Below are 26,144 nucleotides of genomic sequence, written 5' to 3' on the forward strand. Positions count from 1 at the left end.
GACGGGGGAAGCCTGCGGGCTACTGGGGCTGCCCCAGCCCCCAGCCCGACACGTCGGCCAGCCGGCCGCGCCACAGCGGCATCGACACGGTGTTCACGGAGCCGACCACCAGCGTCGCGTCCCGCAGGTGAATCCACCGGGGCAGCTGGGTGTCGTCCCCGGCCCTCATCTCCTTGATCCCCTGGTCCACCGTCTCGGGGAACTCGGCGATCAGGTTGGCCGCCTCGCCCTCCACCTGGCGCAGGGTCCTCGCCCACTCCGCCTTCCACGCCTCGTGGCCGATGATGTCTCCGTACAGCACCCCGCTGGGGACGTTGAGCGTGATCGGCAGGCTCGACCGCAGCTCGCGGTCGAGGAGCTGGATCAGCAGTTGGAGCTGGAGGTCGGGGAACGGCTCGGTGATCACCGATGCCGGTCCCTGCGACGTCCCGGCGAACTCGCTCATGGGTATCCCTTCGGCGCGAGAGCACGATGGCGCACATTCTGAGACGTCATCTGCCCGGACCCGGTCCTGACACACCCGCACCGCACCGGAGACCCGCTGCCGAGGCCCCCCGTACCGCCGCCTGTCTCAGAGGTACCGGCGTATCGGCACGACCGCGGCCTCACGGGCCCGTTGCGTCCACGCCCGGCGCTTCCACCGGTCCGGCCGGATCAGCTGGCTCTGCCTCAGGTCGTCCTCGAAGTGCGAGTCGAGCGTGCCGGTGAGCTCCGGGTCCAGCACGGCCAGCATGACTTCTTCGTCGTGGTCGAGCGAGCGCCGGTTGAAGTTGGTCGAGCCGATCAGCGAGGCAACGTTGTCGACCGTCATCACCTTGGCGTGCATCATCGTCGGCTGGTACTGGTAGATCTTCACCCCGCAGTCGGTGAGCTCCTCGTAGTGGTACTGCCCGGCGAGCTGGCAGACCCGTTTGTCGGTGTGCGGTCCCGGCAGCAGGATCTCCACCGTGACACCGCGCCGCGCCGCCGCGCAGAGCAGCTCGACGAAGTAGGTGTCGGGTGCGAAGTAGGCGGTGCAGACCCGCACGCGCTCCTCGGCGGACTCCAGCATGACCCGGAACAAGGTCTGCATGTCCTGCCATCCGTAGCTGGCCGAGCCCCGCACCACCTGGACCACCGCGTCGCCCTCCGGCGGATGGTCGACGAACCGGTCGTGCTCGTCGAACAGATCCGTGTGGCACTCCGCCCAGTTCTGCGCGAACGCGGCGGCCAGGCCGTCCACGGCGGGCCCGCGCAGCCGCACGTGCGTGTCGCGCCACTCGTGCTCGTTACGGGCGTCGCCGCACCACTCCTCGGCGATCCCGACCCCACCGGTGAACGCCGTCGTCTCGTCGACGACGAGCACCTTGCGGTGGCAGCGGTGGTTCTGCTTGAACGGCGACAGGTGCAGGGGCTTGCGGAACCACGCGACCTTCACCCCGGCCTCGCTCATCATGTCCAGCTGGCCCTGCTCTATGAGCCGGCTGCCGAACCCGTCGAGCAGCAGCCGCACCCGTACACCGGCGCGGGCCCGCTCGGCGAGCGCCTCGGCGAAGTCCCTGGCTATGTCACCGCGCCAGTACACGAACGTCATCATGTCCACGGTGTGCTCGGCGTCACGGATGGCGCCCAGCATCGCGGCGAAGATCGCGTCACCGTTACGGAACGGGACCAGCGCGTTGCCTTCGGACGCCGCGATGCCGATCAGCCGCTCCAGCCGCCGTCGCAGGCGGAGCGCACGCCGCGTCAACACGGCCGGGTCCGGGTCGCCAGGCGTCCCGGTCGTTCGTTCTGCTCTGTCTTCGATACTGCTGGACATGATCCACCTGATAGGCACGAGAGGGCTTGGCATCCGCCGCTGCGGCTGGGCGACTCTACCCGGGGTCCGCGACGAGGAGGTGCGCCAGGGACAGCAGACGGAGGGCGAGACCGAGCTGCTGGTCCTGGAGATGGTCCAGGCCACCGGGCGTACGGTCCTGCTCGACACGGTGTCCACCGCCCGGAGGGACGTGACCGAACTCGCACCACACAACCTTGCCCGGATCGCGCCCGCCTACTCCCCACCGGTCGGCGATCTCGGACACGAGCAGCAGCCCGCGCCCCGACTCGCCCTCCGGCTCCCGCACCTCCGGCTCACCGCCGCCGCTGTCGTGGACCTCCACCCGCAGCACCCTGCCCTCCGCGCGCAGCAGCAGGCGCACCTGGTATCCGCGCCCCGGCGGCACCCCGTGCACCAGCGCGTTGGTGGCCAGCTCGCTCACACAGAGCACCACGTCGTCCTGGCGCGCCCCGAACCCCCAGTCGGTGGCCGCCGTTCCCGCGAACTCCCGTGCCGCCGCGACCGATCGGCGATCCCGCCGGTAGAACCGCTCGCGCAGCAGCGAGAGGTGCATCGTCTCATTCATGGGACGAGAGTCACAGTCTGTGACTAGTCTTGAGCAGTGCGTGCACCCGTACAGATTTCTTGTACGGGTCGCTCATGCGTGAAGTACGGACGAGTGTGGGGAATGGGAGCGTATGCACCCCAGGAAGCGGCAGCGCAAGAACGCGTCGGCGATGAAGCTCGTAGGCAAACTGGTCGGCGTGTTCCGCGTCGCCGCCAATCTGACCCAGGCCCAGCTGGCTGAGCTGGTCGGCCTCCAGGTGGAGACGATCGCCTCCATCGAGCAGGGCAGACGGGCGCTGCTGCCCGATCTGGCACGCCAGTTGGACCGGCTGCTGGACACGAAGGGCGCGCTGGAGACGGCGGTGGAGAACATGCCGGAGGTGGACCTGATCCCGGCGTGGGCGGAGGAGTACATGGACCTGGAGCGGGCGGCGGTCGCGCTGTGCTTCTTCGCGAACCAGGTTCTGCCTGGGCTGCTCCAGACCGAGGACTACGCCCGTGCCGTCTTCGACAGTCGAGTCCCTACTTTCAGCGGGGAAGAGATCGACGTTCATATCTCCAAACGGCTGAAGCGTCAGGAGATCCTGCGCCGCGACGTGCCCCCGACCACCAGTTTCGTCCTCTCGGAGGCCATCCTGCGAGACCGCCTCGGCGGCGACGAGGTGTACCGGGAGACTTTGCTCCACCTTCGCGACTGCGCCGGCCTCCCGGGCATCACCCTCCAGATCATGCCCTCGGGCAGGGAGTCGCACGCAGGGCTCGACGGGCCGTTCATTCTGGTGGAGACGCCGGACTATCAGCGCATTGCCTACACCGAAACCCAGCGCGGCAGCCACCTCGTTGCAGACCCCGATGAGGTCAGCATCCTGTCCCAGAAATATGCGATGCTGCGTACGCAGGCCCTCAACACCGAGGGGACGAGGGACCTGTTGGACGAGCTGCTAGGAGAGCAATGAGCACCGCACTTGAGTGGTTCAAGTCGAGCTACAGCGGCAGCGAGGGCGGCGAATGCCTGGAAGTCGCATACGACTGGCGCAAGTCGAGCTACAGCGGCGACGAAGGCGGGCAGTGCGTCGAGATCGCCGCCCACCCCACCGCCATCCACGTCCGGGACTCCAAGAACCCCGAGGGTCCCGTTCTCGACCTGACACCGGCCTCCTGGGCCGCGTTCACCGGCTTCGCCGCCGGCCGCCGACTGCTCTGAGCCCCACGGGAGAGCTACCACCACCATGGCTGTCATCCACCCCACCACACTGACGCCCACCAAGCTGGAACTCCTCACCTCCTGGCTGCCCGCACAGCCCTGGTACCGGGGCGAGGGGCGGCCCGAGCTGGCCCCGGCCGGCGGCTTCCGGCTGGACGACCCGGAGGGTGAGGTCGGCATCGAGTTCATGGTGGTCACCGACGCCTCGGGCGCCCGGCCGGTGACGTACCAGGTGCCGTGCAGCTATCGCGGCGCGCCGATCGTGGGCGGCGACGAGGCCCTCATCGGCACCACCGAGCACGGGGTGCTGGGGCAGCGGTGGGTGTACGACGGGGCGCACGACCCGGTGCTCGTCGCCCAGCTGTTCGCGCTGCTCATCGGCAAGGCCGAGCCGCAGATGCAGAGCACGAGCGCCGCCGCCGACCCGTCCGTCACCGGCTGGATCGCGGAGCCGGTCCCCGGTGCGGCGCTCTCGTCCACGATCGTGAGCGACGACCCGGAGGGTACGGACCTCGTCGTGGAGACGGCGGATGACGGGTGTCGGCTGGGCATCCACCTCAACCGCGTGCTCCAGCCCGGCGGCAACCCCGGTGGCCCGGCACTGGGCCACCTCACCGCGGACGCCCCGCTGCCCGACGGCACCATGGCCCGCACGGTGTTCGCCGTCGTCCACGCCCACCCGTAGACCCCGGGCTCCGTGCTGATGGCTCGGGCCCCCCGAGCCATCAGCACAGCCGCGGCAAGGCCGTCCGGCGACCGCTCAGCCGCGCCCGAGCCGCTGCGCGACCTCGGTCGCCCAGTACGTCAGGATCATCTGCGCGCCCGCGCGGCGGATGCCCGTCAGGCTCTCCAGGATCGCGGCGTCCCGGTCGATCCAGCCCCGCTCGGCGGCGGCCTCGATCATCGCGTACTCACCACTGATCTGGTACGCGGCCACCGGCACGTCCACCGCGTCGGCGACCTTGGCGAGGATGTCGAGGTAGGGCCCGGCCGGCTTCACCATGACCATGTCGGCGCCCTCGTCGAGGTCGAGCGCCAGTTCGCGCAGCGACTCGCGGGTGTTCGCCGGGTCCTGCTGGTACGTCTTGCGGTCGCCCCTGAGCGAGGAGCCGACCGCCTCGCGGAACGGCCCGTAGAACGCGGACGAGTACTTCGCGGTGTAGGCGAGGATCGACACGTCCTCGTGCCCGGTCTGGTCCAGCGCGTCACGCACGACGCCGACCTGGCCGTCCATCATGCCGCTGGGGCCGACCACATGGGCCCCGGCGTCCGCCTGGACCTGGGCCATCTCGGCGTACCGCTCCAGCGTCGCGTCGTTGTCGACCCGGCCGTCCTCGGTCAGCACCCCGCAGTGGCCGTGATCGGTGTACTCGTCCAGGCAGAGGTCGGACATGACCACGAGCTCGTCGCCGACCTCTTCCCGTACCCCGCGCAGAGCACGCTGGAGGATGCCGTCCGGGTCGGTGCCCGCCGTGCCCGTGGCGTCCTTCTTCTCGTCCAGCGGGACGCCGAAGAGCATGATCCCCGAGACCCCGGCCGACACCGCTTCCACGGCGGCTTTGCGCAGGGTGTCCAGGGTGTGCTGCTGCACGCCGGGCATGGCCGAGACGGCGACCGGCACGTCGATGCCCTCGCGCACGAACGCGGGAAGGATCAGGTTCGCCGGGTGGAGCCGGGTCTCGGCGACCATGCGTCGCATCACGGGCGTCGTCCGCAGCCGCCGGGGGCGGGAGCCGGGGAAGTTTCCGTACACAGTCATCCTTCGACGATAGACCCGCGCACCCCGCCGTCTTACCGACACCCGCGCCGGGAAACGGGGCGGGGGTCCGGCCGCCGAAGCGACCGGACCCCCCGCTACCCCATGACCCGGCGTGTCAGGTCGTCGTACGACGTCTGCGCGCACCCGGACGCCGCTCGCTCGGCCGGGTCACCGGGTCACCGGCCTCCTTGGCCGCGTCCCTGCGCTGCGCGCCGAACGCCGCGAGCGCCTCGGCCAGCTTGTGCACCGACGGCTCGGGCGACAGCACGTCGACCCGCAGGCCGTGCTCCTCGGCGGTCTTCGCCGTGGCCGGGCCGATGCAGGCGATGACCGTCACGTTGTGCGGCTTGCCCGCGATGCCGACCAGGTTGCGCACGGTCGACGACGAGGTGAAGAGCACCGCGTCGAAGCCGCCGCCCTTGATGGCCTCACGCGTGTCGGCGGGCGGCGGCGAGGCGCGGACCGTGCGGTACGCGGTGACGTCGTCGACCTCCCAGCCCAGCTCGATGAGCCCGGCCACCAGGGTCTCGGTGGCGATGTCGGCGCGCGGCAGGAAGACCCGGTCGATCGGGTCGAAGACCGGGTCGTAGGGCGGCCAGTCATCCAGCAGCCCGGCGGCGGACTGCTCACCGGACGGCACGAGGTCCGGCTTCACACCGAAGTCGATCAGCGCGGCGGCCGTCTGCTCACCGACGGCCGCGACCTTGATCCCGGCGAAGGCACGGGCGTCGAGCCCGTACTCCTCGAACTTCTCCCGGACCGCCTTCACGGCGTTGACCGAGGTGAAGGCGATCCACTCGTAGCGGCCCGTCACCAGGCCCTTGACCGCGCGCTCCATCTGCTGGGGCGTACGCGGCGGCTCGACGGCGATCGTCGGCACCTCGTGGGGCACGGCGCCGTAGGACCGGAGCTGGTCGGAGAGCGAGGCCGCCTGCTCCTTGGTGCGCGGCACGAGCACCTTCCAGCCGAACATCGGCTTGGACTCGAACCACGCGAGCTGCTCACGCTGGGCGGCGGAGCTGCGCTCCCCGACCACGGCTATGACGGGCTGGTGCCCGTCCGGCGAGGGGAGCACCTTCGTCTGCTTGAACAGCTGGGCGATCGTCCCGAGGGTCGCCGTCCAGGTGCGCTGGCGGGTCGTCGTACCGGCGATCGTGACGGTCAGCGGGGTGTCGGGCTTGCGGCCCGCCGAGACCAGCTCACCCGCGGCGGCGGCCACCGAGTCGAGCGTCGTGGAGACGACGGCCGTGGCATCGCTCGCGCCGACCTCGGCCCAGCAGCGGTCCGAGGCGGTACGGGCGTCCACGAACCGGACGTCGGCGCCCTGCTCGTCGCGCAGCGGCACCCCGGCGTACGCGGGCACGCCCACGGCGTTGGCGACACCGGGTACGACCTCGAAGGGCACTCCGGCGGCGGCGCAGGCGAGCATCTCCGCGCCCGCGTTCCCGTCCAGGCCGGGGTCGCCCGAGATCGCTCGGACGACCCGCCTGCCACCCTTCGCGGCCTCCATGACAAGATTGGCCGCGTCCCTGAGAACGGGCACCCCGACGGCTGTTGACGAAGCGTCAACAACCGGCAGCTCAGGCGTGCTTACGCCGGTCCGCGCATGGCGGCGGACGACGTCGAGAACATGCGGTTCGGCGACGAGGACGTCCGCTCGCGCGAGCGCCTCGACGGCGCGCAGAGTCAGCAGTCCCGGGTCGCCGGGACCGGCGCCGAGGAAGGTGACGTGCCCTGCGGGCAGGACAGGAAAGTCGGATGCGGCGGGGCCGGTGGGGCTCAAAGTGCTCGCTCCCCCATAAGACCGGCCGCACCCTTGGCGAGCATCTCGGCCGCGAGTTCGCGACCGAGGGCCGCCGCGTCGTCGTGCGACGTGGGGACGGGACCGGTGGTGGACAGCTGTACCAGGGCGGAACCGTCGGTGGAACCGACGACTCCGCGCAGGCGCAGCTCGTTGACAGTCTGACCGTCGGCCAGGAGGTCGGCCAGCGCACCCACGGGTGCGGAGCAGCCGGCCTCCAGGGCGGCGAGCAGGGCACGCTCGGCGGTCACGGCGGCCCGGGTGTACGGGTCGTCGAGCTCGGCGAGCGCGGCGGCGAGGTCCGTGCTGGTCGCAGCACATTCGATCGCCAGTGCTCCCTGACCGGGAGCGGGCAGAACGGTGTCGACCGACAGGAAGTCGGTCACCTCGCCGGTCCGGCCGAGGCGGCTGAGCCCTGCGGCGGCGAGTACCACCGCGTCGAGCTCCCCGCTCCGTACGAAGCCGATACGCGTATCGACGTTGCCCCGGATCGGCACGGTCTCGATGTCGATGCCGTGGGACCTGGCGTACGCGTTGAGCTGCGCCATGCGGCGCGGCGAACCCGTGCCGACGCGGGCGCCGGGCGGCAGCTGCGCGAAGGTCAGCCCGTCCCGCGCCACCAGCACGTCGCGCGGGTCCTCGCGCTCCGGCACGGCGGCCAGGACGAGACCTTCGGGCTGGGCCGTCGGCAGGTCCTTGAGCGAGTGGACGGCGAAGTCCACCTCGCCGCGCAGGAGGGCCTCGCGCAGCGCGGTGACGAATACGCCGGTCCCGCCGATCTGCGCGAGGTGCTCCTTGGAGGTGTCTCCGTACGTGGTGATCTCGATGAGCTCGACGGCACGCCCGGTCACCTCCCTGACCGCTTCCGCGACCAGGCCGGACTGCGCCATGGCGAGCTTGCTGCGGCGGGTTCCCAGCCGGAGCGGTGCCCGGGCCGGCGCGCCCGGGATGAGTTGTCGGTCATGACCGCCCTCTATTCGGGTCGTTCAGGTCTGCCCGGGAGACGGCGGCGACCGTCTGCGGGTCAAGGTCGAAGAGTTCCCGCAGCGCGTCGGCGTACCCGGCGCCGCCGGGCTCGCTGGCGAGCTGCTTGACCCGCACGGTGGGCGCGTGCAGGAGTTTGTCGACGACGCGGCGCACGGTCTGGGTGATCTCCGCGCGCTGCTTCTCGTCCAGATCGGGGAGGCGGCCGTCCAGCCGTACCAGCTCACCGGCGACCACGTCGGCCGCCATGGTGCGCAGGGCGACGACGGTCGGGGTGATGTGCGCGGCGCGCTGGGCGGCGCCGAAGGCGGCGACCTCGTCGGCGACGATGGTGCGCACCTGGTCCACGTCGGCGGCCATCGGGGCGTCCGCCGACGCCTCGGCGAGCGACTCGATGTCGACGAGGCGCACACCGTCGACGCGGTGGGCCGCGCCGTCGATGTCACGGGGCATGGCGAGGTCGAGCAGGGCGAGCCGGACGGGGCCCGGGTTCTGGGCGGGCACGGTGGCCCGGGGTACGGCCCGGTCCCGCGCGGCTGCGCCGTTCTCCACCCAGGCGGCGTGCTGGTCCAGCTCCGCGGTGGTGGCGAGGGGGGCGGCGGGCGCCTCGGCGGCGGTGTCCAGGGCCACTCCGAGCGCGTCGGCGACGGCCTCGGCGGTCAGCACGAGTCCGGTCGCTCCGGTGCAGGAGACGACGACGTCGGCACGGGTCAGTTCACCGGGGACGGCGGCCATCTCCACGGCACGGGCCGCGGTGCCGCTCTGTCCGAGGATCTCCACGAGCCGGTCGGCGCGGGCCCTGGTGCGGTTGGCGACGACGATCTCGGCGACACCGGTCCGGGCCAGGGTGGCGGCGGCGAGCGAGGACATCGAACCGGCGCCGATCACCAGGGCGCGCTTGCCGCCCGCCCAGCCGGTGACGTCCCCGCCCTCGGCGAGCTGTTCGAGGCCGAAGGTGACGAGCGACTGCCCGGCCCGGTCGATCCCGGTCTCGCTGTGTGCGCGCTTGCCGACCCGCAGGGCCTGCTGGAAGAGGTCGTTGAGCAGCCGCCCCGCGGTGTGGAGCTCCTGCCCCAGCGCGAGGGCGTCCTTGATCTGGCCGAGGATCTGGCCCTCGCCCACGACCATGGAGTCCAGGCCGCAGGCCACCGAGAAGAGGTGGTGGACCGCCCGGTCCTCGTAGTGCACGTAGAGATAGGGAGTGAGCTCGTCGAGACCGACCCCGCTGTGCTGGGCGAGCAGGGTGGACAGCTCGGCGACGCCCGCGTGGAACTTGTCCACGTCCGCGTACAGCTCGATGCGGTTGCAGGTGGCCAGCACGGCCGCCTCGGTCGCGGGCTCCGCGGCGAGGGTGTCCTGCAACAGCTTGGCCTGGGAGTCGGCGGCCAGCGAGGCCCGCTCCAGGACGGAGACGGGGGCGCTGCGGTGGCTCAGACCTACGACGAGGAGACTCATGCCGGCATCACGGCGGGCACGTCCCCGTCGGGTCCCTTCCGGCTGGCGGGGGTGGCGCGCAGGGGAGGCGCGTCGGCCTGCTCGGCGTTGTTCCCCGCGGCTTCCTCACCGGCCTTGCGCTGCTCGTGGAAGGCGAGGATCTGGAGCTCGATGGAGAGGTCGACCTTGCGCACGTCGACCCCGTCAGGCACGGAGAGCACCGTGGGGGCGAAGTTGAGGATGGAGGTCACACCCGCGGCGACGAGCCGGTCGCAGACCTGCTGCGCGGCACCGGCCGGGGTGGAGATGACTCCGATCGACACCCCGTTGTCGCTGATGATCTTCTCCAGCTCGTCGCTGTGCTGGACGGCGATCCCGGCGACGGGCGTACCGGCCATGGCGGGATCGGCGTCGATCAGGGCCGCGACGCGGAAACCACGGGAGGCGAAGCCGCCGTAGTTCGCGAGGGCGGCGCCGAGGTTGCCGATGCCGACGATGACGACCGGCCAGTCCTGGGTGAGCCCGAGCTCACGGGAGATCTGGTAGACGAGGTACTCCACGTCGTACCCGACGCCACGCGTGCCGTAGGACCCCAGGTAGCTGAAGTCCTTGCGGAGCTTGGCGGAGTTGACCCCTGCCGCCGCGGCGAGTTCCTCGGAGGAGACCGTGGGGACCGAGCGCTCGGAGAGCCCCGTCAGCGCGCGGAGGTACAACGGAAGTCGGGCGACGGTGGCCTCGGGAATTCCTCGGCTACGGGTCGCCGGTCGGTGAGTTCGGCCAGTTGCCACGGTGCTCCTGCGGGATGAGCGGGGCTGCAGGCGGCCGTATGTCCCAAGACCGCCCCGTCCAGTGCAGGCTATGTCTTTGTGAACGCGTGCACAAAGATGATGTCCGTTTTGTCCGGTCAAAGTGACCGGGGTCACGCACATTCCCCGGGCGATCCCGGAACCATGGACCGCATCAGCCCGTTGCGGGCGCGAAGGGGGCAAGGCGGTACACACTCCTCATGTCTACGCCCCCGAGACCACTCAAAACGCCCATGATGTTAACCGGGTTCCAGTCAGGCTCCCAGCGCCCTGCGCAACCTGTCCGGGTCCACCCGCCAGAAGGTGTGCTGCTCACCGTCCACCAGCACCACCGGGATCTGCTCCCAGTACTCCTTGTACAGCGCCTCGTCCCGCGTGATGTCCTTCTCCACCCACGACGCGCCGGTCTCCTCGCAGACCGCGCCCACCACCAGCCTCGCGTCCTCGCACAGATGGCACCCCGGCTTGCCGATCAGGGTCACCACGCGGTCCGCGGGCTTCTTCTTCGTACGACGCAGCAGTGCACTCATGTCCTCATTCTGCGCCCGTCCGCACCCGCCCCACGGGCCCCCGGTCACCTGTTTGACGACCCGGCCTCCAAGAGTTCACGCCTCCGCATCCCAGCAGGTCGGGCGGGAGCGGGCGGACTGGTTATGCTCACGGCATGGCCGCTCTTGGATGGCTCACACCCCGCAGGCGCTCCGCGACGGCACGGAGCGTCCTGGCAGGCGAGGCAGCAGCCGAGGCAGCACAGAAGACAGCACTCTCCGCGGAGGAGATCCTCCTTCCCGCCGCGCCCGAGAAATCCGTGTTCCCGGTCGCGGGCGACGACCGCGCGGCGGCCTTCTTCGACCTCGACAACACCGTGATGCAGGGCGCCGCGATCTTCCACTTCGGCCGCGGTCTGTACAAGCGGAAGTTCTTCCAGCGCCGCGAGCTGACCCGCTTCGCCTGGCAGCAGGCGTGGTTCCGGCTGGCCGGCGTGGAAGATCCGGAACACATGCAGGACGCCCGCGACAGCGCCCTGTCCATCGTCAAGGGCCACCGCGTCTCCGAGCTGATGACCATCGGCGAGGAGATCTACGACGAGTACATGGCCGACCGGATCTGGCCCGGCACCCGCGCCCTCGCCCAGGCCCACCTGGACGCCGGGCAGAAGGTCTGGCTCGTCACGGCGGCCCCGGTGGAGACCGCCACGATCATCGCCCGCCGCCTCGGCCTGACCGGAGCCCTGGGCACGGTCGCCGAATCGGTCGACGGCGTCTATACGGGCCGCCTGGTCGGCGAGCCGCTGCACGGCCCCGCGAAGGCCGAGGCGGTGCGCGCCCTGGCGGCGGCCGAGGGCCTGGACCTGGAGCGCTGCGCCGCGTACAGCGACTCGCACAACGACATCCCGATGCTCTCCCTGGTCGGCCACCCCTACGCGGTCAACCCGGACACCAAGCTCCGCAAGCACGCCCGCGCCCTGGACTGGCGCCTGCGCGACTACCGCACCGGCCGCAAGGCGGCCAAGGTCGGCATCCCGGCGGCGGCCGGGGTGGGCGCGCTGGCCGGCGGCACCGCCGCGGCGGTCGCCCTGCACCGCCGCCGCCGCTGACCTGCCCGCGACCGGCCAACCGGCGCTGAACCCCCGCCTCCGGCCGACACCGCCCGACCCCGCCCGACACCGGCCACCCCGCGACGGCCCGCCCGCCATCGCACGACCCCGGTCCCCCCGGTCACCCCGGGCGCCGGCGGGCACCGTACCCCCTCCGCGCGCCCCTCCCCCGCGCCTGCACGCTTCCCCCACCACGGCCCGACGCCCCCGCGCACCGCCCGGGCGGCACCCCGGCGGGCGGCGGGACCGGCCACGGCGGGCCACGCCCGGGGCCGCGCGGCCGATCGGCGGGGCCCGCCCTTTCTCCCCGCCCACCGCCCCGGCCAGTCGGATTGCCATGCTCCGACCACAACCCGTCCTGCCTAGAGGCAGATATCGAAGCTATTCGATCAATAACTGGTCACCATGTGCTACCCAAGCAGTCACTTAGAGGTCATGGAAACGACGTAACCGGTGATTTGAGCAACTGGGTGTAGCGCCGCCTGTACGAAGCGTTATTCTCCTCAGACGCATGACGGAGCCCTTCACCCGCTACGACGAGTGACGGTTTTCGAACTGCACGTGATGGAAGCTCTGCCTCTGGGAGTCCCGTGTACCCACATGTCGGGGTTGACGCCTCGGGCCTGGCTACGCTGCGCGCAACGGTCATCGACCGCTTGCGCGGCTTCGTCCCCACCGCGTACGCCGTCCCCGCTTTTGCCGCCGCCCCCGCACCCGTCGGCCCCTGCTATGCCCTGGCCGAACGGAGTGCGGCGGTCGGAAGACGCAGCAACCGCGGCGCCACGACCACGTCAACCGTTCGTCGGCCGTCGGCCGACAGCGACAGCGCTCGCATGATGGATCTTGTCGAGCGCGCACAAGCCGGTGAGGCGGACGCCTTCGGCCGCCTGTACGACCAGTACAGCGACACCGTGTACCGGTACATCTACTACCGCGTAGGAGGCAAGGCGACAGCGGAGGACCTCACCAGCGAGACGTTCCTGCGCGCGCTCCGCCGCATCTCCACCTTCACCTGGCAGGGCCGTGACTTCGGCGCCTGGCTGGTCACCATCGCTCGGAACCTGGTCGCCGACCACTTCAAATCCAGTCGTTTCCGGCTCGAAGTGACCACCGGCGAAATGCTCGACGCCAACGAGGTCGAGCGAAGCCCCGAGGACTCCGTCCTGGAGTCCCTCTCCAACGCCGCACTGCTGCAAGCCGTGCGCCGACTCAACCCACAGCAGCAGGAGTGCGTCACCCTGCGGTTCCTACAGGGCCTCTCGGTCGCCGAGACGGCCCGGGTAATGGGCAAGAACGAGGGCGCGATCAAGACCCTCCAGTACCGCGCCGTCCGCACTCTCGCCCGGCTCCTGCCGGACGATGCCCGATAGCCCGACAGCCCGTCCCGCGGTGATCGGTTCACGGCGCACTGGTCCGATCATCTTTCGTGCGTAACCCAAGTGCCGCGCCGCTCGTTGTGCCGGTTGCAGGCCCCCTGTCGTCACACCTTGATCGCTTCCACTCACTCAATCGAGTGGAAACGCTCAAGGTATGCAACCTTCCGGACGCTCAGGGGAGTCGACCGTCATGACGAGAGGAGGTGCCGCCAGTGATCGCAAACGTTTCGGCGCACCGGCGGGCGAACGCCTTCGCCCAGGCCGTGGAGGAGCAGTCGCTCCAGGGTGCGGCGGCCGGACAGCCCGAGGAGCCGGCCGAACAGGCCGACCACGGACCGCTGCTGGCCCTGGCGAACGGCCTCGGTGAACTGCCGAAGCCGAAGTTGGACCCCGAGGTCAAAGTGGTGCAGCGAGCCCAGCTCGTCGCCGCCATGGAGGCCATGTTCGCCGAGGGCGGCGCGTCCACCGGCCCTACCGTGCCCGAGCAACGGGGCAAGGGGGCCCACCGGGCATCCCCGCTCCGCAAACTGCGCCCCCGCTCACGCTGGGCGAAGGGACTCACCGCCGGCGGACTCACCGTGGGTGTCGCCGCGGGAGCCTTCGGCGGGGTGGCCGCCGCCAGTTCCGACGCCCTGCCGGGTGATTCCCTGTACGGGCTGAAGCGCGGCATGGAAGACATCAACCTCGGTATGGCCAGCGGCGACGCCGACCGCGGCGAGGCGTACCTCGACCAGGCGTCCACCCGGCTCAGCGAGGCACGACGCCTCATGGAGCGGGGCCGCTCGGGCGAGATGGACCACGAGTCACTCGGCGAGATCAGGCGCACGCTCAACCGCATGACCCACGACGCCACGGAGGGCCACCGCCTTCTCCACACGGCGTTCCAGCGGGACGGCTCCATCGGTCCGATCCAGACCCTGGACTCGTTCTCCCGCTCGCACCGCGAGAGCTGGAGCAATCTCCGGGACCGGCTGCCCGTACAGCTGACCGACGTCAGCGAGAAGGTCAGCTCCGTCTTCGAGGCGATGGACGAAGAGGTCGCCCCCCTCCAGGCGCTGCTCCCCAGGGCCCCGGAACGGAGCGAGGCGCCCCGCAGGACCGGCAGCCCGCAGGACGCCACAGGTCCGTCCGGCGGCGGCGCACCCGCACCGGTCCCGCCCACCGCACCGGAGGACCGCAAGGACAGGAGCACCCCGCCCGAACCCTCCGGCTCGGACACCAGCCCCTCCGGCGGACTGCTCGGCGGAGGTACGGACGAACTGCTCGACAAGCTCCCTACGGACGAGGTCGCCCCGCCGTCCCCGGACGGCAAGGTCAGCATGCCCCCGTCCCCCGACGTCACCCTCCCGCCGCTGCTCCCCGGCCTGCTCCCGGACCTGGGGATCAAGGGCGAGGACCTGAAGCCGTGAGCACCGCCGGGCCGGGCCCGTCAGAAGGCCCGGCCCGGCGTCCCTCCGCGCGGACGAGCCGTCCGCCGGACGCACCCGGTCAGAAGAACACCGACCGCCGCTGCACCAGCAGCTTGTACAGCGTGTGCTGGATCTGCTCCCGCACCTGATCCGTCAGGTTGAACATCAGCATCGGGTCCTCCGCCGCCTCCGGCGGATAACCGTCCGTGGGAATCGGCTCACCGAACTGGATCGTCCACTTCGTCGGCAGCGGCACCGCCCCGAGCGGCCCCAGCCAGGGGAACGTCGGCGTGATCGGGAAGTACGGAATCCCCAGCACCCGCGCCAGCGTCTTCGAGTTGCCGATCATCGGATAGATCTCCTCCGCGCCCACGATCGAGCACGGCACGATCGGCACCCCGGCGCACAGCGCCGTCGACACGAAGCCGCCCCGCCCGAAGCGCTGCAACTTGTACCGCTCGCCGAACGGCTTCCCGATCCCCTTGAACCCCTCCGGCATCACCCCCACGACCTCGCCGCCCTCCAGCAGCCGCTGGGCGTCGTCGGCACACGCGAGCGTGTGCCCGGCCTTGCGCGCCAGCTCGTTGACGACGGGCAGCATGAAGACCAGGTCGGCGGCGAGCAGCCGCAGATGCCTGTTGGCCGGATGGTGGTCGTGCACGGCGACCTGGAGCATCAGCCCGTCGAGCGGCAGCGTCCCCGAGTGGTTCGCCACGATGAGCGCCCCGCCTTCGGACGGGATGTTCTCCACGCCCTTCACCTCGACGCGGAAGTACTTGTCCGCGAGCGGCCTGAGCACCGACATGAGGACCTGGTCGGTCAGCTCCTCGTCGTAACCGAACTCGTCGACCTCGTAGTCACCGGTGACCCTGCGGCGCAGGAACGCCAGCCCACCGGCGATCCGCCGCTCCCAGCCGCCGCTGCCCGCAGCCTCCTGAGGCTCCTGCTCCTCCGCAGCCGCCTCTCCGGCCCCCTCGGCACCCACCGGCACCTCCCCACCGGGAAGGGCGCTCACAGGCGCCCCACCGGCCGCCGCGGGTCCCGGGGCCCGGCTGCTGCCCGGCCCCGTCCTGCGCCGTGCGGGACGCTGCGCGCCCCCCGACCGCGCGCGGTCGTCGTCGAACGGAATGACCTTGGCGTCCGCCATCGTCGATGCGCTCCTCTACCTGGCGACGTCAGTTGAATGTGCCCCGCCCGCGAGGCGGGACCCGCGAGCCGGTCCACGGCCCTGCCCACCCTCTCGGGCGGCAGCAGACCCGGGCCCCGGCTGTCCGCGTACGCCGCGAAGGTCTCCGCGGTACTGAACCGCGGATGGAATCCCAGCGTCTCGCGCATCTGCACGGTCGAGACCACCCGCCCGTGCGTCAGCAGCCGGATCTGCTCGGGCGAGAAGTCCGTCATGCCGATCGTGCGCAGCGCCGAGCCCACCCAGGTGACGGCCGGCAGCAGCAGGGGGACCGTGGGCCGCCCGAGCCGCCGCGAGCACTGCGACAGGAGAAGGACCCCGTCGCCCGCGATGTTGAAGGTGCCGCTGTTCAGAGTCCCGCGCCGCGGTTCGTGCGAGGCGATCCCGATGACGTCGATGACGTCGTCCTCGTGCACGAACTGGAGCCTGGGGTCGTACCCGAAGACCGTCGGCAGCACGGGCAGCGCGAGGTAGTCGGCCAGCGGCGAGTCCGGGTCGGGTCCCAGGATGTTGGCGAACCGCAGGACGCAGACTGCGACGTCCGGCCTGCGGCGGGCGAAGCCCCTGACGTAACCCTCGACCTCGACGGCGTCCTTGGCGAAGCCCCCGCTCGGCAGGGACTTGGGCGGGGTCGTCTCGGTGAAGACCGCCGGGTCGCGGGGCGCGGAGCCGTACACGCTCGTGCTGGACTTGATGACGAGCCGCTGGACGGTCGGTGACTTCTGGCAGGCACCGAGCAGCTGCATGGTGCCGATGACGTTGTTCTCCTTGACGGCCGTCCGGCCGCCCGCGCCGAGCGCCTTCCCGGAGACGTCCAGATGGACGACCGTGTCGACGGAGTGTTCGGCGAGAACCCTGGCGATCGCCGGCTGCCGGATGTCCGCCAGGACGAACTCGGCGTCGCCGAGGTCGTGGCCGGGCGGGACGGCGTCGACGGCGATCACGCGGTCGACCCCGGAATCGCGCTGGACGCGCCGTACGAAGCGGCCTCCCAGCTGCCGGGCCGCTCCTGTGACGAGCACGACCTTCCCCAAGATCCGCGCCTTCCGTCGGTACGTGCGGCGGGTGCCCCCGGATCGGGGCACTGCCCTGACCGCCACCGTAGCGGGTGGACGCCGCCCTGTGACGACCCCCGGCGGGCCTTGCCGCGACCATGGCCCGGACAGCGCCGCAGCCCCCCGCCAGAACGGCGGAGGGGCTGCGGTTTCACGAACTGCGTTCGCCTACTTCTTGTTGCGACGCTGAACGCGCGTGCGCTTGAGCAGCTTGCGGTGCTTCTTCTTGGCCATCCGCTTGCGCCGCTTCTTAATGACAGAGCCCACGACTACCCTCGCTCACTTCTTCTTCACTGGTGCGGGGCGTCTGGGCCCACACGACCTACGTCGGCCTAGCCTACCCGCCCCTGGGTGAGGGGCGTAATCCGAGGGCGACGTCAGGCCGACTCCACCCCCACGAAGGACTCGCGGAGATACGCGTGCACCGCTTGTTCCGGGACCCGGAAGGACCTTCCCACCCGGATCGCCGGCAGATGACCGCTGTGCACCAAGCGGTACACGGTCATCTTCGACACCCGCATCACCGAGGCGACTTCCGCCACGGTCAGAAACTTGACCTCGCTGAGAGGTACCTCGCTGCCAGCAGCCATGACCCACCTGTACCTTCCGCACGCGACGCGCCCCGGCTTCCCCTCCGGTGACTCTTCGTCGATGTGCGCTCACTGCCCAGATTAGGGGCGGGTGATGCGAGTGGGGAAGAGGTGAGACCATCGGGCGCCTACTGTGACAGACACGCCCGATTGAGTACATAGCGCGTCAACGGGCGGTACGAGTCGGAGTGCACGGCGTCATCGAGCGGAACGGCGACGGACACCAGCCCCTCGGCCTCTCCGACGAAGAGCGCGGGGTCGTCCGTATCGGCCAGCCCGATCGCCTCGAAGCCCAGCTGACCTGCCCCGCAGACCCATCCGTGGTCCCCGACCACCAACTCGGGCAACAGCCCGCGACGGTTCGCCGCGTCTTCGAGCGCGGCCCGCACCGGCAGGGGCGAATGGGTGTGTGCGCCGGTGACATCGCCGGGAGCCCGCACGCCGGGCTCGCGCACCAGCGCGACGCCCCGTACGCAGTCGAGGCTGTACGTACGTACCCCGAACCGGGTCGTTATGTCGATACATCGCCCCTGCGCGGGAGTGAGTACGGGACATCCCGCCGCCGACAGAGCGTCTGCCAACTCGGCGTAGAAGCCGAGCAGCCGGTGCGGATGCCCCGTCCCGAACAGCACCGGGGCGCCTCGGTCCGCGGCCCGCGCCAGCCGGTCGGCGAACGCGTCGAGACCGGCCAGCGTGAGCTCCGGGTCGATCACATCGGCACCCGAGACGCACGCGGGATCGGGCGAGACCCCGCACTTCTCGGCCATCAGACCCAGCAGTTCCGCCTCGCCCCACGCCCGCTCCGCGTGGAGCCCGAGCGTCACCCTGGGGTCCCGAGCCGCGAAGAGCCGGTAGCTCCGCAGACTGTTCTCCCGCGTGGTGGCCACGGGCCCGGCCAGCCGGGCCGCCAGCAGATGGGCGCGCAACTCTCCGATACTCAGCACCTTCCGATGCTCCCCCACCGGCTCCGCCTCCGGCCCCAAAAGCCGGAACAGGCCCCACAGTTGGCGTAACCATCCCCACCACCCGCCGGACCCGCCGGACCCCTTGGCAATCGACGCGGCGTCAGGCCAGCAGTCCCCGCAGCGGGAAGACCGCACGCCGGGTCGCCAGCACCGCCTGGTCGAGCCGGTCCGCCGGATCGTAACCGTCCTCCCACGACTGCCAGGCGGGCGTGCGGCCGTCCGTCATCCTGGCCGGGCCCAACTGCCGGGTGCGAGCGTAGACCTCGTCCTTCCAGGACGCCGGGATCATCGACTCCGGGTCCACGGGCGCGTGCGCGGCGACAGCCACCAGATGGGTCCAGGACCGCGGTACCACGTCGACCACCGCGTACCCCCCGCCACCGAGCGCCACCCACCGCCCGTCCTCGGTGTACTCGTGCGCGAGAGCGTGACACGCCTCCATGACGGCCCGCTGCGCGTCCAGCGACACCGCCAGATGAGCCAGCGGGTCCTCGAAGTGCGTGTCGGCCCCGTGCTGGGTCACCAGCACCTGCGGCCGGAAGTCCGCGAGGAGTTCGGGCACCACCGCGTGGAAGGCCCGCAGCCACCCGGCATCCCCCGTACCGGCGGGCAGCGCCACGTTCACCGCACCGCCCTCACCGGCCCCGCCCCCGGTCTCCTCGGGCCACCCCGTCTGCGGGAACAGGGTCCGCGGATGCTCGTGCAGGGAGACGGTCAGCACCCGGGGGTCCTCCCAGAACGCCGCCTGCACCCCGTCCCCGTGGTGGACGTCCACATCGACGTACGCGACACGCTCCGCACCGAGCTCCAGCAACCGCGCGATCGCCAGCGCCGGGTCGTTGTAGACGCAGAACCCCGCGGCGGCGCCCGGCATCGCGTGATGCAGACCACCGGTGAAGTTCACGGCGTGCGCGGTCTCGCCGCGCCACACCGCCTCGGCCGCCGCGATCGAGAGGCCGGCGATGAGCGCGGAGACCTCGTGCATCCCGGCGAAGGCCGGATCGTCCATGGTCCCCAGTCCGTACGCCTGGTCGGCGGCCCCGGGATCGAGAGAGGCTGCCCGCACGGCCGACACGTAGTCCTCGCGGTGCACGAGTCGCAGCGTGGAGTCCCCGGCGCCCTTGGCCCCGCGCACGTCCACCGCGCCGTCGAGCCCGAACGCCCGCACCAGCCCCATCGTCAGGGAAAGCCTCACCGGGTCCATGGGATGGCTGGACCCGAAGTCGTATCCCGTTACTGCGTCATCCCACATCAACTGTGCGCGGCCGCTCATGCCCGCCACCGTATCGGGCGGTCCCGGAGCCGAACGACCGGGCGTACGGGAGCGTCGCCAGGACGAGGCCGTCCACTGGTGGGCAGGCGGTATCGGATCAGGCGAGCAGCTCCGGGAGCTGGGAGATGTCGGAGAAGTACCCCGTCACCCCGACGAGCCGGTCCGCGGGCATCATCGACGTGAACCCGTAGACGTCCATCCCGGCGGCACGGGCGGCCTGGACGCCGAGCGGGCTGTCCTCGACGACGACGCACCGCTCGGGGGCGACGCCCATCCGCTCGGCGGCGAGGAGGAACAGGTCCGGCGACGGCTTGCCCTGGCCCACGTCCTCGGCGCTGAAGATCCACTCCTCCTCGAACCACTGGTCGAGCCCGGTACTGCGGTGGGCGACCCTGATCCGTTCGTGGGTCGCGGAGGAGGCGACGCAGTACGCCACTCCGTCGGCGACCAGCTTCCCCAGCAGGTCATGCACCCCGTCGACCGCCACCAGCTCACGCTCGAAGGCGGCGAAGACGCGTGCGTGGAGCGTCTCGTCGAAGTCCGCGGGCAGTTTCTGACCCGTCCGCTCCTCGACGAGGTCGTGCACCCGGTGCACGGCGGACCCCATGTAGTCGTGCAGGGATTCCTCGTACGAGGTGGGGTGTCCGAGCTCGGTGAGGTAGCCGGCGAGGATGGTGTTGGCGATCGGCTCACTGTCGACGAGCACACCATCGTTGTCGAAGATGACCAGTTCGTAGCGCATGGTTCGAGCCTAGACGCTCAGAACGCAGAAAAGCCCCGTGCCACAAGGGCACGGGGCTTTCCCGGAATGATTGTTCGGCGGCGTCCTACTCTCCCACAGGGTCCCCCCTGCAGTACCATCGGCGCTGAAAGGCTTAGCTTCCGGGTTCGGAATGTAACCGGGCGTTTCCCTAACGCAATGACCACCGAAACACTATGAAATCAACAAACACCGGACAACAACACAGCCGTTCGTTATTTCAGAACTAACACAGTGGACGCGAGCAACTGAGGACAAGCCCTCGGCCTATTAGTACCAGTCAGCTCCACCCGTTACCGGGCTTCCACATCTGGCCTATCAACCCAGTCGTCTACTGGGAGCCTTAACCCCTCAAAGGGGGTGGGAATACTCATCTCGAAGCAGGCTTCCCGCTTAGATGCTTTCAGCGGTTATCCTTTCCGAACGTAGCCAACCAGCCATGCCCTTGGCAGGACAACTGGCACACCAGAGGTTCGTCCGTCCCGGTCCTCTCGTACTAGGGACAGCCCTTCTCAATATTCCTGCGCGCGCAGCGGATAGGGACCGAACTGTCTCACGACGTTCTAAACCCAGCTCGCGTACCGCTTTAATGGGCGAACAGCCCAACCCTTGGGACCGACTCCAGCCCCAGGATGCGACGAGCCGACATCGAGGTGCCAAACCATCCCGTCGATATGGACTCTTGGGGAAGATCAGCCTGTTATCCCCGGGGTACCTTTTATCCGTTGAGCGACAGCGCTTCCACAAGCCACTGCCGGATCACTAGTCCCGACTTTCGTCCCTGCTCGACCCGTCGGTCTCACAGTCAAGCTCCCTTGTGCACTTACACTCAACACCTGATTGCCAACCAGGCTGAGGGAACCTTTGGGCGCCTCCGTTACTCTTTAGGAGGCAACCGCCCCAGTTAAACTACCCATCAGACACTGTCCCTGATCCGGATCACGGACCCAGGTTAGACATCCAGCACGACCAGAGTGGTATTTCAACGACGACTCCACAACCACTGGCGTGGCCGCTTCACAGTCTCCCACCTATCCTACACAAGCCGAACCGAACACCAATATCAAACTATAGTAAAGGTCCCGGGTCTTTCCGTCCTGCTGCGCGAAACGAGCATCTTTACTCGTAGTGCAATTTCACCGGGCCTATGGTTGAGACAGTCGAGAAGTCGTTACGCCATTCGTGCAGGTCGGAACTTACCCGACAAGGAATTTCGCTACCTTAGGATGGTTATAGTTACCACCGCCGTTTACTGGCGCTTAAGTTCTCAGCTTCGCACACCCGAAAGTGCACTAACCGGTCCCCTTAACGTTCCAGCACCGGGCAGGCGTCAGTCCGTATACATCGCCTTACGGCTTCGCACGGACCTGTGTTTTTAGTAAACAGTCGCTTCTCGCTGGTCTCTGCGGCCACCCCCAGCTCACCGAGTAAATCGGATCACCAGTGATGGCCCCCCTTCTCCCGAAGTTACGGGGGCATTTTGCCGAGTTCCTTAACCATAGTTCACCCGAACGCCTCGGTATTCTCTACCTGACCACCTGAGTCGGTTTAGGGTACGGGCCGCCATGAAACTCGCTAGAGGCTTTTCTCGACAGCATAGGATCATCCACTTCACCACAATCGGCTCGGCATCAGGTCTCAGCCTCAATGTGTGACGGATTTGCCTATCACACGGCCTACACCCTTACCCCGGGACTACCACCGCCCGGGCTGGACTACCTTCCTGCGTCACCCCATCGCTTACCTACTACAAGTCTGGTTCATCGGCTCCACCACTACCCTCAACTCCGAAGAGATCAGGCCGGCTTCACGGACTTAGCATCGCCTGATTCAGTACTGGGCGTTTCAAAGCGGGTACCGGAATATCAACCGGTTGTCCATCGACTACGCCTGTCGGCCTCGCCTTAGGTCCCGACTTACCCTGGGCAGATCAGCTTGACCCAGGAACCCTTAGTCAATCGGCGCACACGTTTCTCACGTGTGTATCGCTACTCATGCCTGCATTCTCACTCGTGAACCGTCCACAACTCGCTTCCGCGGCTGCTTCACCCGGCACACGACGCTCCCCTACCCATCCATACTCCCGTTGGGGATATGTGTATGAATGACACGACTTCGGCGGTACGCTTGAGCCCCGCTACATTGTCGGCGCGGAATCACTTGACCAGTGAGCTATTACGCACTCTTTCAAGGGTGGCTGCTTCTAAGCCAACCTCCTGGTTGTCTCTGCGACTCCACATCCTTTCCCACTTAGCGTACGCTTAGGGGCCTTAGTCGATGCTCTGGGCTGTTTCCCTCTCGACCATGGAGCTTATCCCCCACAGTCTCACTGCCGTGCTCTCACTTACCGGCATTCGGAGTTTGGCTAAGGTCAGTAACCCGGTAGGGCCCATCGCCTATCCAGTGCTCTACCTCCGGCAAGAAACACACGACGCTGCACCTAAATGCATTTCGGGGAGAACCAGCTATCACGGAGTTTGATTGGCCTTTCACCCCTAACCACAGGTCATCCCCCAGGTTTTCAACCCTGGTGGGTTCGGTCCTCCACGAAGTCTTACCTCCGCTTCAACCTGCCCATGGCTAGATCACTCCGCTTCGGGTCTAGAGCGTGCAACTCAAACGCCCTATTCGGACTCGCTTTCGCTACGGCTTCCCCACACGGGTTAACCTCGCTACACACCGCTAACTCGCAGGCTCATTCTTCAAAAGGCACGCAGTCACGACTGCATGTGCAAGCACATACAGCGACGCTCCCACGGCTTGTAGGCACACGGTTTCAGGTACTATTTCACTCCGCTCCCGCGGTACTTTTCACCATTCCCTCACGGTACTATCCGCTATCGGTCACCAGGGAATATTTAGGCTTAGCGGGTGGTCCCGCCAGATTCACACGGGATTTCTCGGGCCCCGTGCTACTTGGGTGGTTCTTAAACGAGCCGTTAATGTTTCAGCTACGGGGGTCTTACCCTCTACGCCGGACCTTTCGCATGTCCTTCGCCTACACCAACGGTTTCTGACTCGTCTCACAGCCGGCAGACCATGAAAAAGAACTCCCACAACCCCGCATGCGCAACCCCTGCCGGGTATCACACGCATACGGTTTGGCCTCATCCAGTTTCGCTCGCCACTACTCCCGGAATCACGGTTGTTTTCTCTTCCTGCGGGTACTGAGATGTTTCACTTCCCCGCGTTCCCTCCACACTGCCTATGTGTTCAGCAGCGGGTGACAGCCCATGACGACTGCCGGGTTTCCCCATTCGGAAACCCCCGGATCAAAGCTTGGTTGACAGCTCCCCGGGGACTATCGTGGCCTCCCACGTCCTTCATCGGTTCCTGGTGCCAAGGCATCCACCGTGCGCCCTTAAAAACTTGGCCACAGATGCTCGCGTCCACTGTGCAGTTCTCAAACAACGACCAGCCACCCACCACCCCGTCCTAACGGACGAGTTCACCGGGGCCGGCAACCGAAGATCCAGACAAAAAAATGCCCGAACCCTCAGATACCCAACAGCGTGCCCGACCCGACCGACCAATCCTTCTTTCCACGCCGAAGCAGTACTCGAAAAACCAACCTGTCGTGCCGAATAGTCAACGTTCCACCCATGAGCAACCAGCACCGAACATTCGCCGGTGTACTGGCCTCTGACCAAGCAAGCCTGGTAAGAAATGCTCCTTAGAAAGGAGGTGATCCAGCCGCACCTTCCGGTACGGCTACCTTGTTACGACTTCGTCCCAATCGCCAGTCCCACCTTCGACAGCTCCCTCCCACAAGGGGTTGGGCCACCGGCTTCGGGTGTTACCGACTTTCGTGACGTGACGGGCGGTGTGTACAAGGCCCGGGAACGTATTCACCGCAGCAATGCTGATCTGCGATTACTAGCAACTCCGACTTCATGGGGTCGAGTTGCAGACCCCAATCCGAACTGAGACCGGCTTTTTGAGATTCGCTCCGCCTCGCGGCATCGCAGCTCATTGTACCGGCCATTGTAGCACGTGTGCAGCCCAAGACATAAGGGGCATGATGACTTGACGTCGTCCCCACCTTCCTCCGAGTTGACCCCGGCAGTCTCCTGTGAGTCCCCATCACCCCGAAAGGCATGCTGGCAACACAGAACAAGGGTTGCGCTCGTTGCGGGACTTAACCCAACATCTCACGACACGAGCTGACGACAGCCATGCACCACCTGTATACCGACCACAAGGGGGGCACCATCTCTGATGCTTTCCGGTATATGTCAAGCCTTGGTAAGGTTCTTCGCGTTGCGTCGAATTAAGCCACATGCTCCGCTGCTTGTGCGGGCCCCCGTCAATTCCTTTGAGTTTTAGCCTTGCGGCCGTACTCCCCAGGCGGGGAACTTAATGCGTTAGCTGCGGCACCGACGACGTGGAATGTCGCCAACACCTAGTTCCCAACGTTTACGGCGTGGACTACCAGGGTATCTAATCCTGTTCGCTCCCCACGCTTTCGCTCCTCAGCGTCAGTAATGGCCCAGAGATCCGCCTTCGCCACCGGTGTTCCTCCTGATATCTGCGCATTTCACCGCTACACCAGGAATTCCGATCTCCCCTACCACACTCTAGCTAGCCCGTATCGAATGCAGACCCGGGGTTAAGCCCCGGGCTTTCACATCCGACGTGACAAGCCGCCTACGAGCTCTTTACGCCCAATAATTCCGGACAACGCTTGCGCCCTACGTATTACCGCGGCTGCTGGCACGTAGTTAGCCGGCGCTTCTTCTGCAGGTACCGTCACTTTCGCTTCTTCCCTGCTGAAAGAGGTTTACAACCCGAAGGCCGTCATCCCTCACGCGGCGTCGCTGCATCAGGCTTTCGCCCATTGTGCAATATTCCCCACTGCTGCCTCCCGTAGGAGTCTGGGCCGTGTCTCAGTCCCAGTGTGGCCGGTCGCCCTCTCAGGCCGGCTACCCGTCGTCGCCTTGGTAGGCCATTACCCCACCAACAAGCTGATAGGCCGCGGGCTCATCCTTCACCGCCGGAGCTTTTAACCCCGTCCCATGCAGGACAGAGTGTTATCCGGTATTAGACCCCGTTTCCAGGGCTTGTCCCAGAGTGAAGGGCAGATTGCCCACGTGTTACTCACCCGTTCGCCACTAATCCACCCCGAAAGGCTTCATCGTTCGACTTGCATGTGTTAAGCACGCCGCCAGCGTTCGTCCTGAGCCAGGATCAAACTCTCCGTGAATGTTTTCCCGTAATCGGGATCACACCATGAGAGCGGAACGACCGAGTCGGAATAAGACCGGTCGTTCACAGCGTCCTCGCTAGTGTTGCCCACCCCGATACCCCAAAGGGCCGGAGCGGGACTTTTTCAAAGGAACCACCAACCTGCCGAAACAGGCCGGGGTATCAACATATCTGGCGTTGACTTTTGGCACGCTGTTGAGTTCTCAAGGAACGGACGCTTCCTTCGGTCCCGTATCACCGGGGCCCTCCGGGCGCTTCCCTTCGGTCTTGCGTCTCCGACTCTACCAGACACTTTCATGTCCGATTCCCGGTCGAAGCGGGATTCGCTTTCCAGTTCTTCGCTTTCGCGTTTCCCTTTCCGGCGAGTCCGACTCT

General features: G+C 67.9%; 21 protein-coding genes, 3 rRNA genes and 1 pseudogene. 6 read left to right on the forward strand and 19 right to left on the reverse strand.

Translation table 11 applies throughout. The annotated features are described in order from the left end of the window. Positions 1 to 19: 19 nt before the first annotated feature. From Sfulv_RS12370 to Sfulv_RS12380, 3 genes and pseudogenes are all read right to left on the reverse strand, one after another. Complete coding sequence (locus Sfulv_RS12370) at positions 20 to 445, reverse strand: GvpU-like protein (protein ID WP_173313741.1); 426 nt, start codon at positions 443 to 445, stop codon at positions 20 to 22. Positions 446 to 571: 126 nt separating this feature from the next. Further along, positions 572 to 1,798 carry a phospholipase D-like domain-containing protein gene (locus Sfulv_RS12375; RefSeq protein ID WP_173313742.1) on the reverse strand — a complete coding sequence of 409 codons (1,227 nt, stop codon included), beginning with the start codon at positions 1,796 to 1,798 and terminating at the stop codon, positions 572 to 574. 196 nt (positions 1,799 to 1,994) lie between these two features. Then, positions 1,995 to 2,384: pseudogene (locus tag Sfulv_RS12380) on the reverse strand (ATP-binding protein); the annotation flags it as partial. Between the two features lie 112 nt (positions 2,385 to 2,496). On the opposite strand from Sfulv_RS12380, the gene Sfulv_RS12385 reads away from it, so the two are divergent. From Sfulv_RS12385 to Sfulv_RS12395, 3 genes are read left to right on the forward strand one after another with little or no spacing between them, the layout of a single operon-like run. Beyond that, entirely contained in the window at positions 2,497 to 3,321 is an 825-nt protein-coding gene (locus Sfulv_RS12385) for a helix-turn-helix domain-containing protein (protein WP_173313744.1), read from the forward strand. Then, complete coding sequence (locus tag Sfulv_RS12390) at positions 3,318 to 3,569, forward strand: DUF397 domain-containing protein (RefSeq protein WP_173313745.1); 252 nt, start codon at positions 3,318 to 3,320, stop codon at positions 3,567 to 3,569. Before Sfulv_RS12385 ends, Sfulv_RS12390 begins: the two co-directional genes overlap by 4 nt. Before the next feature lie 25 nt (positions 3,570 to 3,594). Then, positions 3,595 to 4,254 carry a maltokinase N-terminal cap-like domain-containing protein gene (locus Sfulv_RS12395; RefSeq protein ID WP_173313746.1) on the forward strand — a complete coding sequence of 220 codons (660 nt, stop codon included), beginning with the start codon at positions 3,595 to 3,597 and terminating at the stop codon, positions 4,252 to 4,254. Between the two features lie 75 nt (positions 4,255 to 4,329). On the opposite strand, the gene hemB is transcribed toward Sfulv_RS12395, so the two are convergent. From hemB to Sfulv_RS12425, 6 genes are all read right to left on the reverse strand, one after another. Beyond that, a complete protein-coding gene (hemB, locus tag Sfulv_RS12400; protein ID WP_173313747.1) occupies positions 4,330 to 5,328 on the reverse strand; it encodes a porphobilinogen synthase in 999 nt (332 codons plus the stop codon). A 115-nt stretch (positions 5,329 to 5,443) separates the two neighbouring features. Next, the gene (locus Sfulv_RS12405; protein WP_173313748.1) at positions 5,444 to 7,111 is read right to left on the reverse strand and encodes a bifunctional uroporphyrinogen-III C-methyltransferase/uroporphyrinogen-III synthase; all 1,668 of its coding nucleotides are present in this window, start codon (positions 7,109 to 7,111) and stop codon (positions 5,444 to 5,446) included. Continuing rightward, a complete protein-coding gene (hemC, locus tag Sfulv_RS12410) occupies positions 7,108 to 8,019 on the reverse strand; it encodes a hydroxymethylbilane synthase (protein WP_256668894.1) in 912 nt (303 codons plus the stop codon). The genes Sfulv_RS12405 and hemC overlap by 4 nt, the downstream gene beginning before the upstream one ends. Before the next feature lie 70 nt (positions 8,020 to 8,089). Continuing rightward, positions 8,090 to 9,568, reverse strand: a complete 1,479-nt coding sequence (locus Sfulv_RS12415; RefSeq protein ID WP_173313749.1) for a glutamyl-tRNA reductase — start codon at positions 9,566 to 9,568, stop codon at positions 8,090 to 8,092. Continuing rightward, positions 9,565 to 10,335 carry a redox-sensing transcriptional repressor Rex gene (locus tag Sfulv_RS12420; protein WP_173313750.1) on the reverse strand — a complete coding sequence of 257 codons (771 nt, stop codon included), beginning with the start codon at positions 10,333 to 10,335 and terminating at the stop codon, positions 9,565 to 9,567. Before Sfulv_RS12420 ends, Sfulv_RS12415 begins: the two co-directional genes overlap by 4 nt. A 272-nt stretch (positions 10,336 to 10,607) precedes the next feature. Continuing rightward, positions 10,608 to 10,883 (reverse strand): glutaredoxin family protein, encoded by a 276-nt coding sequence (locus tag Sfulv_RS12425; RefSeq protein ID WP_173313751.1) that lies wholly within the window; start codon positions 10,881 to 10,883, stop codon positions 10,608 to 10,610. A gap of 134 nt (positions 10,884 to 11,017) precedes the next feature. Between Sfulv_RS12425 and Sfulv_RS12430 the strand changes: the two genes are divergently transcribed. The 3 genes from Sfulv_RS12430 (at position 11,018) to Sfulv_RS12440 (ending at position 14,735) form a co-directional block, all read left to right on the forward strand. Next, on the forward strand, positions 11,018 to 11,950 hold the full coding sequence (locus tag Sfulv_RS12430) for an HAD family hydrolase (RefSeq protein WP_173313752.1): 933 nt from the start codon (positions 11,018 to 11,020) through the stop codon (positions 11,948 to 11,950). 590 nt (positions 11,951 to 12,540) lie between these two features. Then, the gene (locus Sfulv_RS12435) at positions 12,541 to 13,320 is read left to right on the forward strand and encodes an ECF subfamily RNA polymerase sigma factor, BldN family (RefSeq protein ID WP_173313753.1); all 780 of its coding nucleotides are present in this window, start codon (positions 12,541 to 12,543) and stop codon (positions 13,318 to 13,320) included. A 218-nt stretch (positions 13,321 to 13,538) separates the two neighbouring features. Further along, positions 13,539 to 14,735 (forward strand): DUF5667 domain-containing protein, encoded by a 1,197-nt coding sequence (locus Sfulv_RS12440; RefSeq protein ID WP_173313754.1) that lies wholly within the window; start codon positions 13,539 to 13,541, stop codon positions 14,733 to 14,735. Between the two features lie 79 nt (positions 14,736 to 14,814). Here the strand turns inward: Sfulv_RS12440 and Sfulv_RS12445 are convergent, their stop codons facing one another. The 10 genes from Sfulv_RS12445 to Sfulv_RS12490 all read right to left on the reverse strand — a co-directional run bounded on the left by Sfulv_RS12445 (position 14,815) and on the right by Sfulv_RS12490 (position 25,767). Next, positions 14,815 to 15,720: a lysophospholipid acyltransferase family protein gene (locus tag Sfulv_RS12445; RefSeq protein WP_256668896.1), complete on the reverse strand. Its 906-nt coding sequence runs from the start codon at positions 15,718 to 15,720 to the stop codon at positions 14,815 to 14,817. A gap of 26 nt (positions 15,721 to 15,746) precedes the next feature. Continuing rightward, positions 15,747 to 16,955 carry an NAD-dependent epimerase/dehydratase family protein gene (locus tag Sfulv_RS12450; protein WP_256668897.1) on the reverse strand — a complete coding sequence of 403 codons (1,209 nt, stop codon included), beginning with the start codon at positions 16,953 to 16,955 and terminating at the stop codon, positions 15,747 to 15,749. A 189-nt stretch (positions 16,956 to 17,144) separates the two neighbouring features. Continuing rightward, a complete protein-coding gene (locus Sfulv_RS12455; protein WP_003948845.1) occupies positions 17,145 to 17,243 on the reverse strand; it encodes a 30S ribosomal protein bS22 in 99 nt (32 codons plus the stop codon). 110 nt (positions 17,244 to 17,353) lie between these two features. Beyond that, a complete protein-coding gene (locus tag Sfulv_RS12460; protein WP_173313756.1) occupies positions 17,354 to 17,566 on the reverse strand; it encodes a helix-turn-helix domain-containing protein in 213 nt (70 codons plus the stop codon). 128 nt (positions 17,567 to 17,694) lie between these two features. Then, positions 17,695 to 18,510: a phosphatase gene (locus Sfulv_RS12465; RefSeq protein ID WP_173313757.1), complete on the reverse strand. Its 816-nt coding sequence runs from the start codon at positions 18,508 to 18,510 to the stop codon at positions 17,695 to 17,697. 121 nt (positions 18,511 to 18,631) lie between these two features. Beyond that, entirely contained in the window at positions 18,632 to 19,804 is a 1,173-nt protein-coding gene (locus tag Sfulv_RS12470) for an acetoin utilization protein AcuC (protein ID WP_173313758.1), read from the reverse strand. 97 nt (positions 19,805 to 19,901) lie between these two features. After that, positions 19,902 to 20,546: an HAD family hydrolase gene (locus Sfulv_RS12475; RefSeq protein WP_173313759.1), complete on the reverse strand. Its 645-nt coding sequence runs from the start codon at positions 20,544 to 20,546 to the stop codon at positions 19,902 to 19,904. 72 nt (positions 20,547 to 20,618) lie between these two features. Beyond that, positions 20,619 to 20,735: ribosomal RNA gene (gene rrf, locus Sfulv_RS12480) — 5S ribosomal RNA — on the reverse strand. A gap of 79 nt (positions 20,736 to 20,814) precedes the next feature. Next, positions 20,815 to 23,939: ribosomal RNA gene (locus tag Sfulv_RS12485) — 23S ribosomal RNA — on the reverse strand. 302 nt (positions 23,940 to 24,241) lie between these two features. Continuing rightward, a 16S ribosomal RNA gene (locus tag Sfulv_RS12490) occupies positions 24,242 to 25,767 on the reverse strand. Together the 16S, 23S and 5S rRNA genes form the textbook arrangement of a ribosomal RNA operon. Positions 25,768 to 26,144 lie beyond the last annotated feature (377 nt).

The sequence above is a fragment of the Streptomyces fulvorobeus genome, assembly GCF_013167895.1.
Classification (GTDB): domain Bacteria; phylum Actinomycetota; class Actinomycetes; order Streptomycetales; family Streptomycetaceae; genus Streptomyces; species Streptomyces fulvorobeus.

Coding starts and splice junctions, on each gene's coding strand:
- Sfulv_RS12370 (WP_173313741.1), bottom strand. CDS start 445: ATGAGCGAGTTCGCCGGGACGTCGCAGGGACCGGCATCGGTGATCACC.
- Sfulv_RS12375 (WP_173313742.1), bottom strand. CDS start 1,798: ATGTCCAGCAGTATCGAAGACAGAGCAGAACGAACGACCGGGACGCCT.
- Sfulv_RS12385 (WP_173313744.1), top strand. CDS start 2,497: ATGCACCCCAGGAAGCGGCAGCGCAAGAACGCGTCGGCGATGAAGCTC.
- Sfulv_RS12390 (WP_173313745.1), top strand. CDS start 3,318: ATGAGCACCGCACTTGAGTGGTTCAAGTCGAGCTACAGCGGCAGCGAG.
- Sfulv_RS12395 (WP_173313746.1), top strand. CDS start 3,595: ATGGCTGTCATCCACCCCACCACACTGACGCCCACCAAGCTGGAACTC.
- hemB (WP_173313747.1), bottom strand. CDS start 5,328: ATGACTGTGTACGGAAACTTCCCCGGCTCCCGCCCCCGGCGGCTGCGG.
- hemC (WP_256668894.1), bottom strand. CDS start 8,019: ATGGCGCAGTCCGGCCTGGTCGCGGAAGCGGTCAGGGAGGTGACCGGG.
- Sfulv_RS12415 (WP_173313749.1), bottom strand. CDS start 9,568: ATGAGTCTCCTCGTCGTAGGTCTGAGCCACCGCAGCGCCCCCGTCTCC.
- Sfulv_RS12425 (WP_173313751.1), bottom strand. CDS start 10,883: ATGAGTGCACTGCTGCGTCGTACGAAGAAGAAGCCCGCGGACCGCGTG.
- Sfulv_RS12430 (WP_173313752.1), top strand. CDS start 11,018: ATGGCCGCTCTTGGATGGCTCACACCCCGCAGGCGCTCCGCGACGGCA.
- Sfulv_RS12460 (WP_173313756.1), bottom strand. CDS start 17,566: ATGGCTGCTGGCAGCGAGGTACCTCTCAGCGAGGTCAAGTTTCTGACC.
- Sfulv_RS12470 (WP_173313758.1), bottom strand. CDS start 19,804: ATGAGCGGCCGCGCACAGTTGATGTGGGATGACGCAGTAACGGGATAC.
- Sfulv_RS12475 (WP_173313759.1), bottom strand. CDS start 20,546: ATGCGCTACGAACTGGTCATCTTCGACAACGATGGTGTGCTCGTCGAC.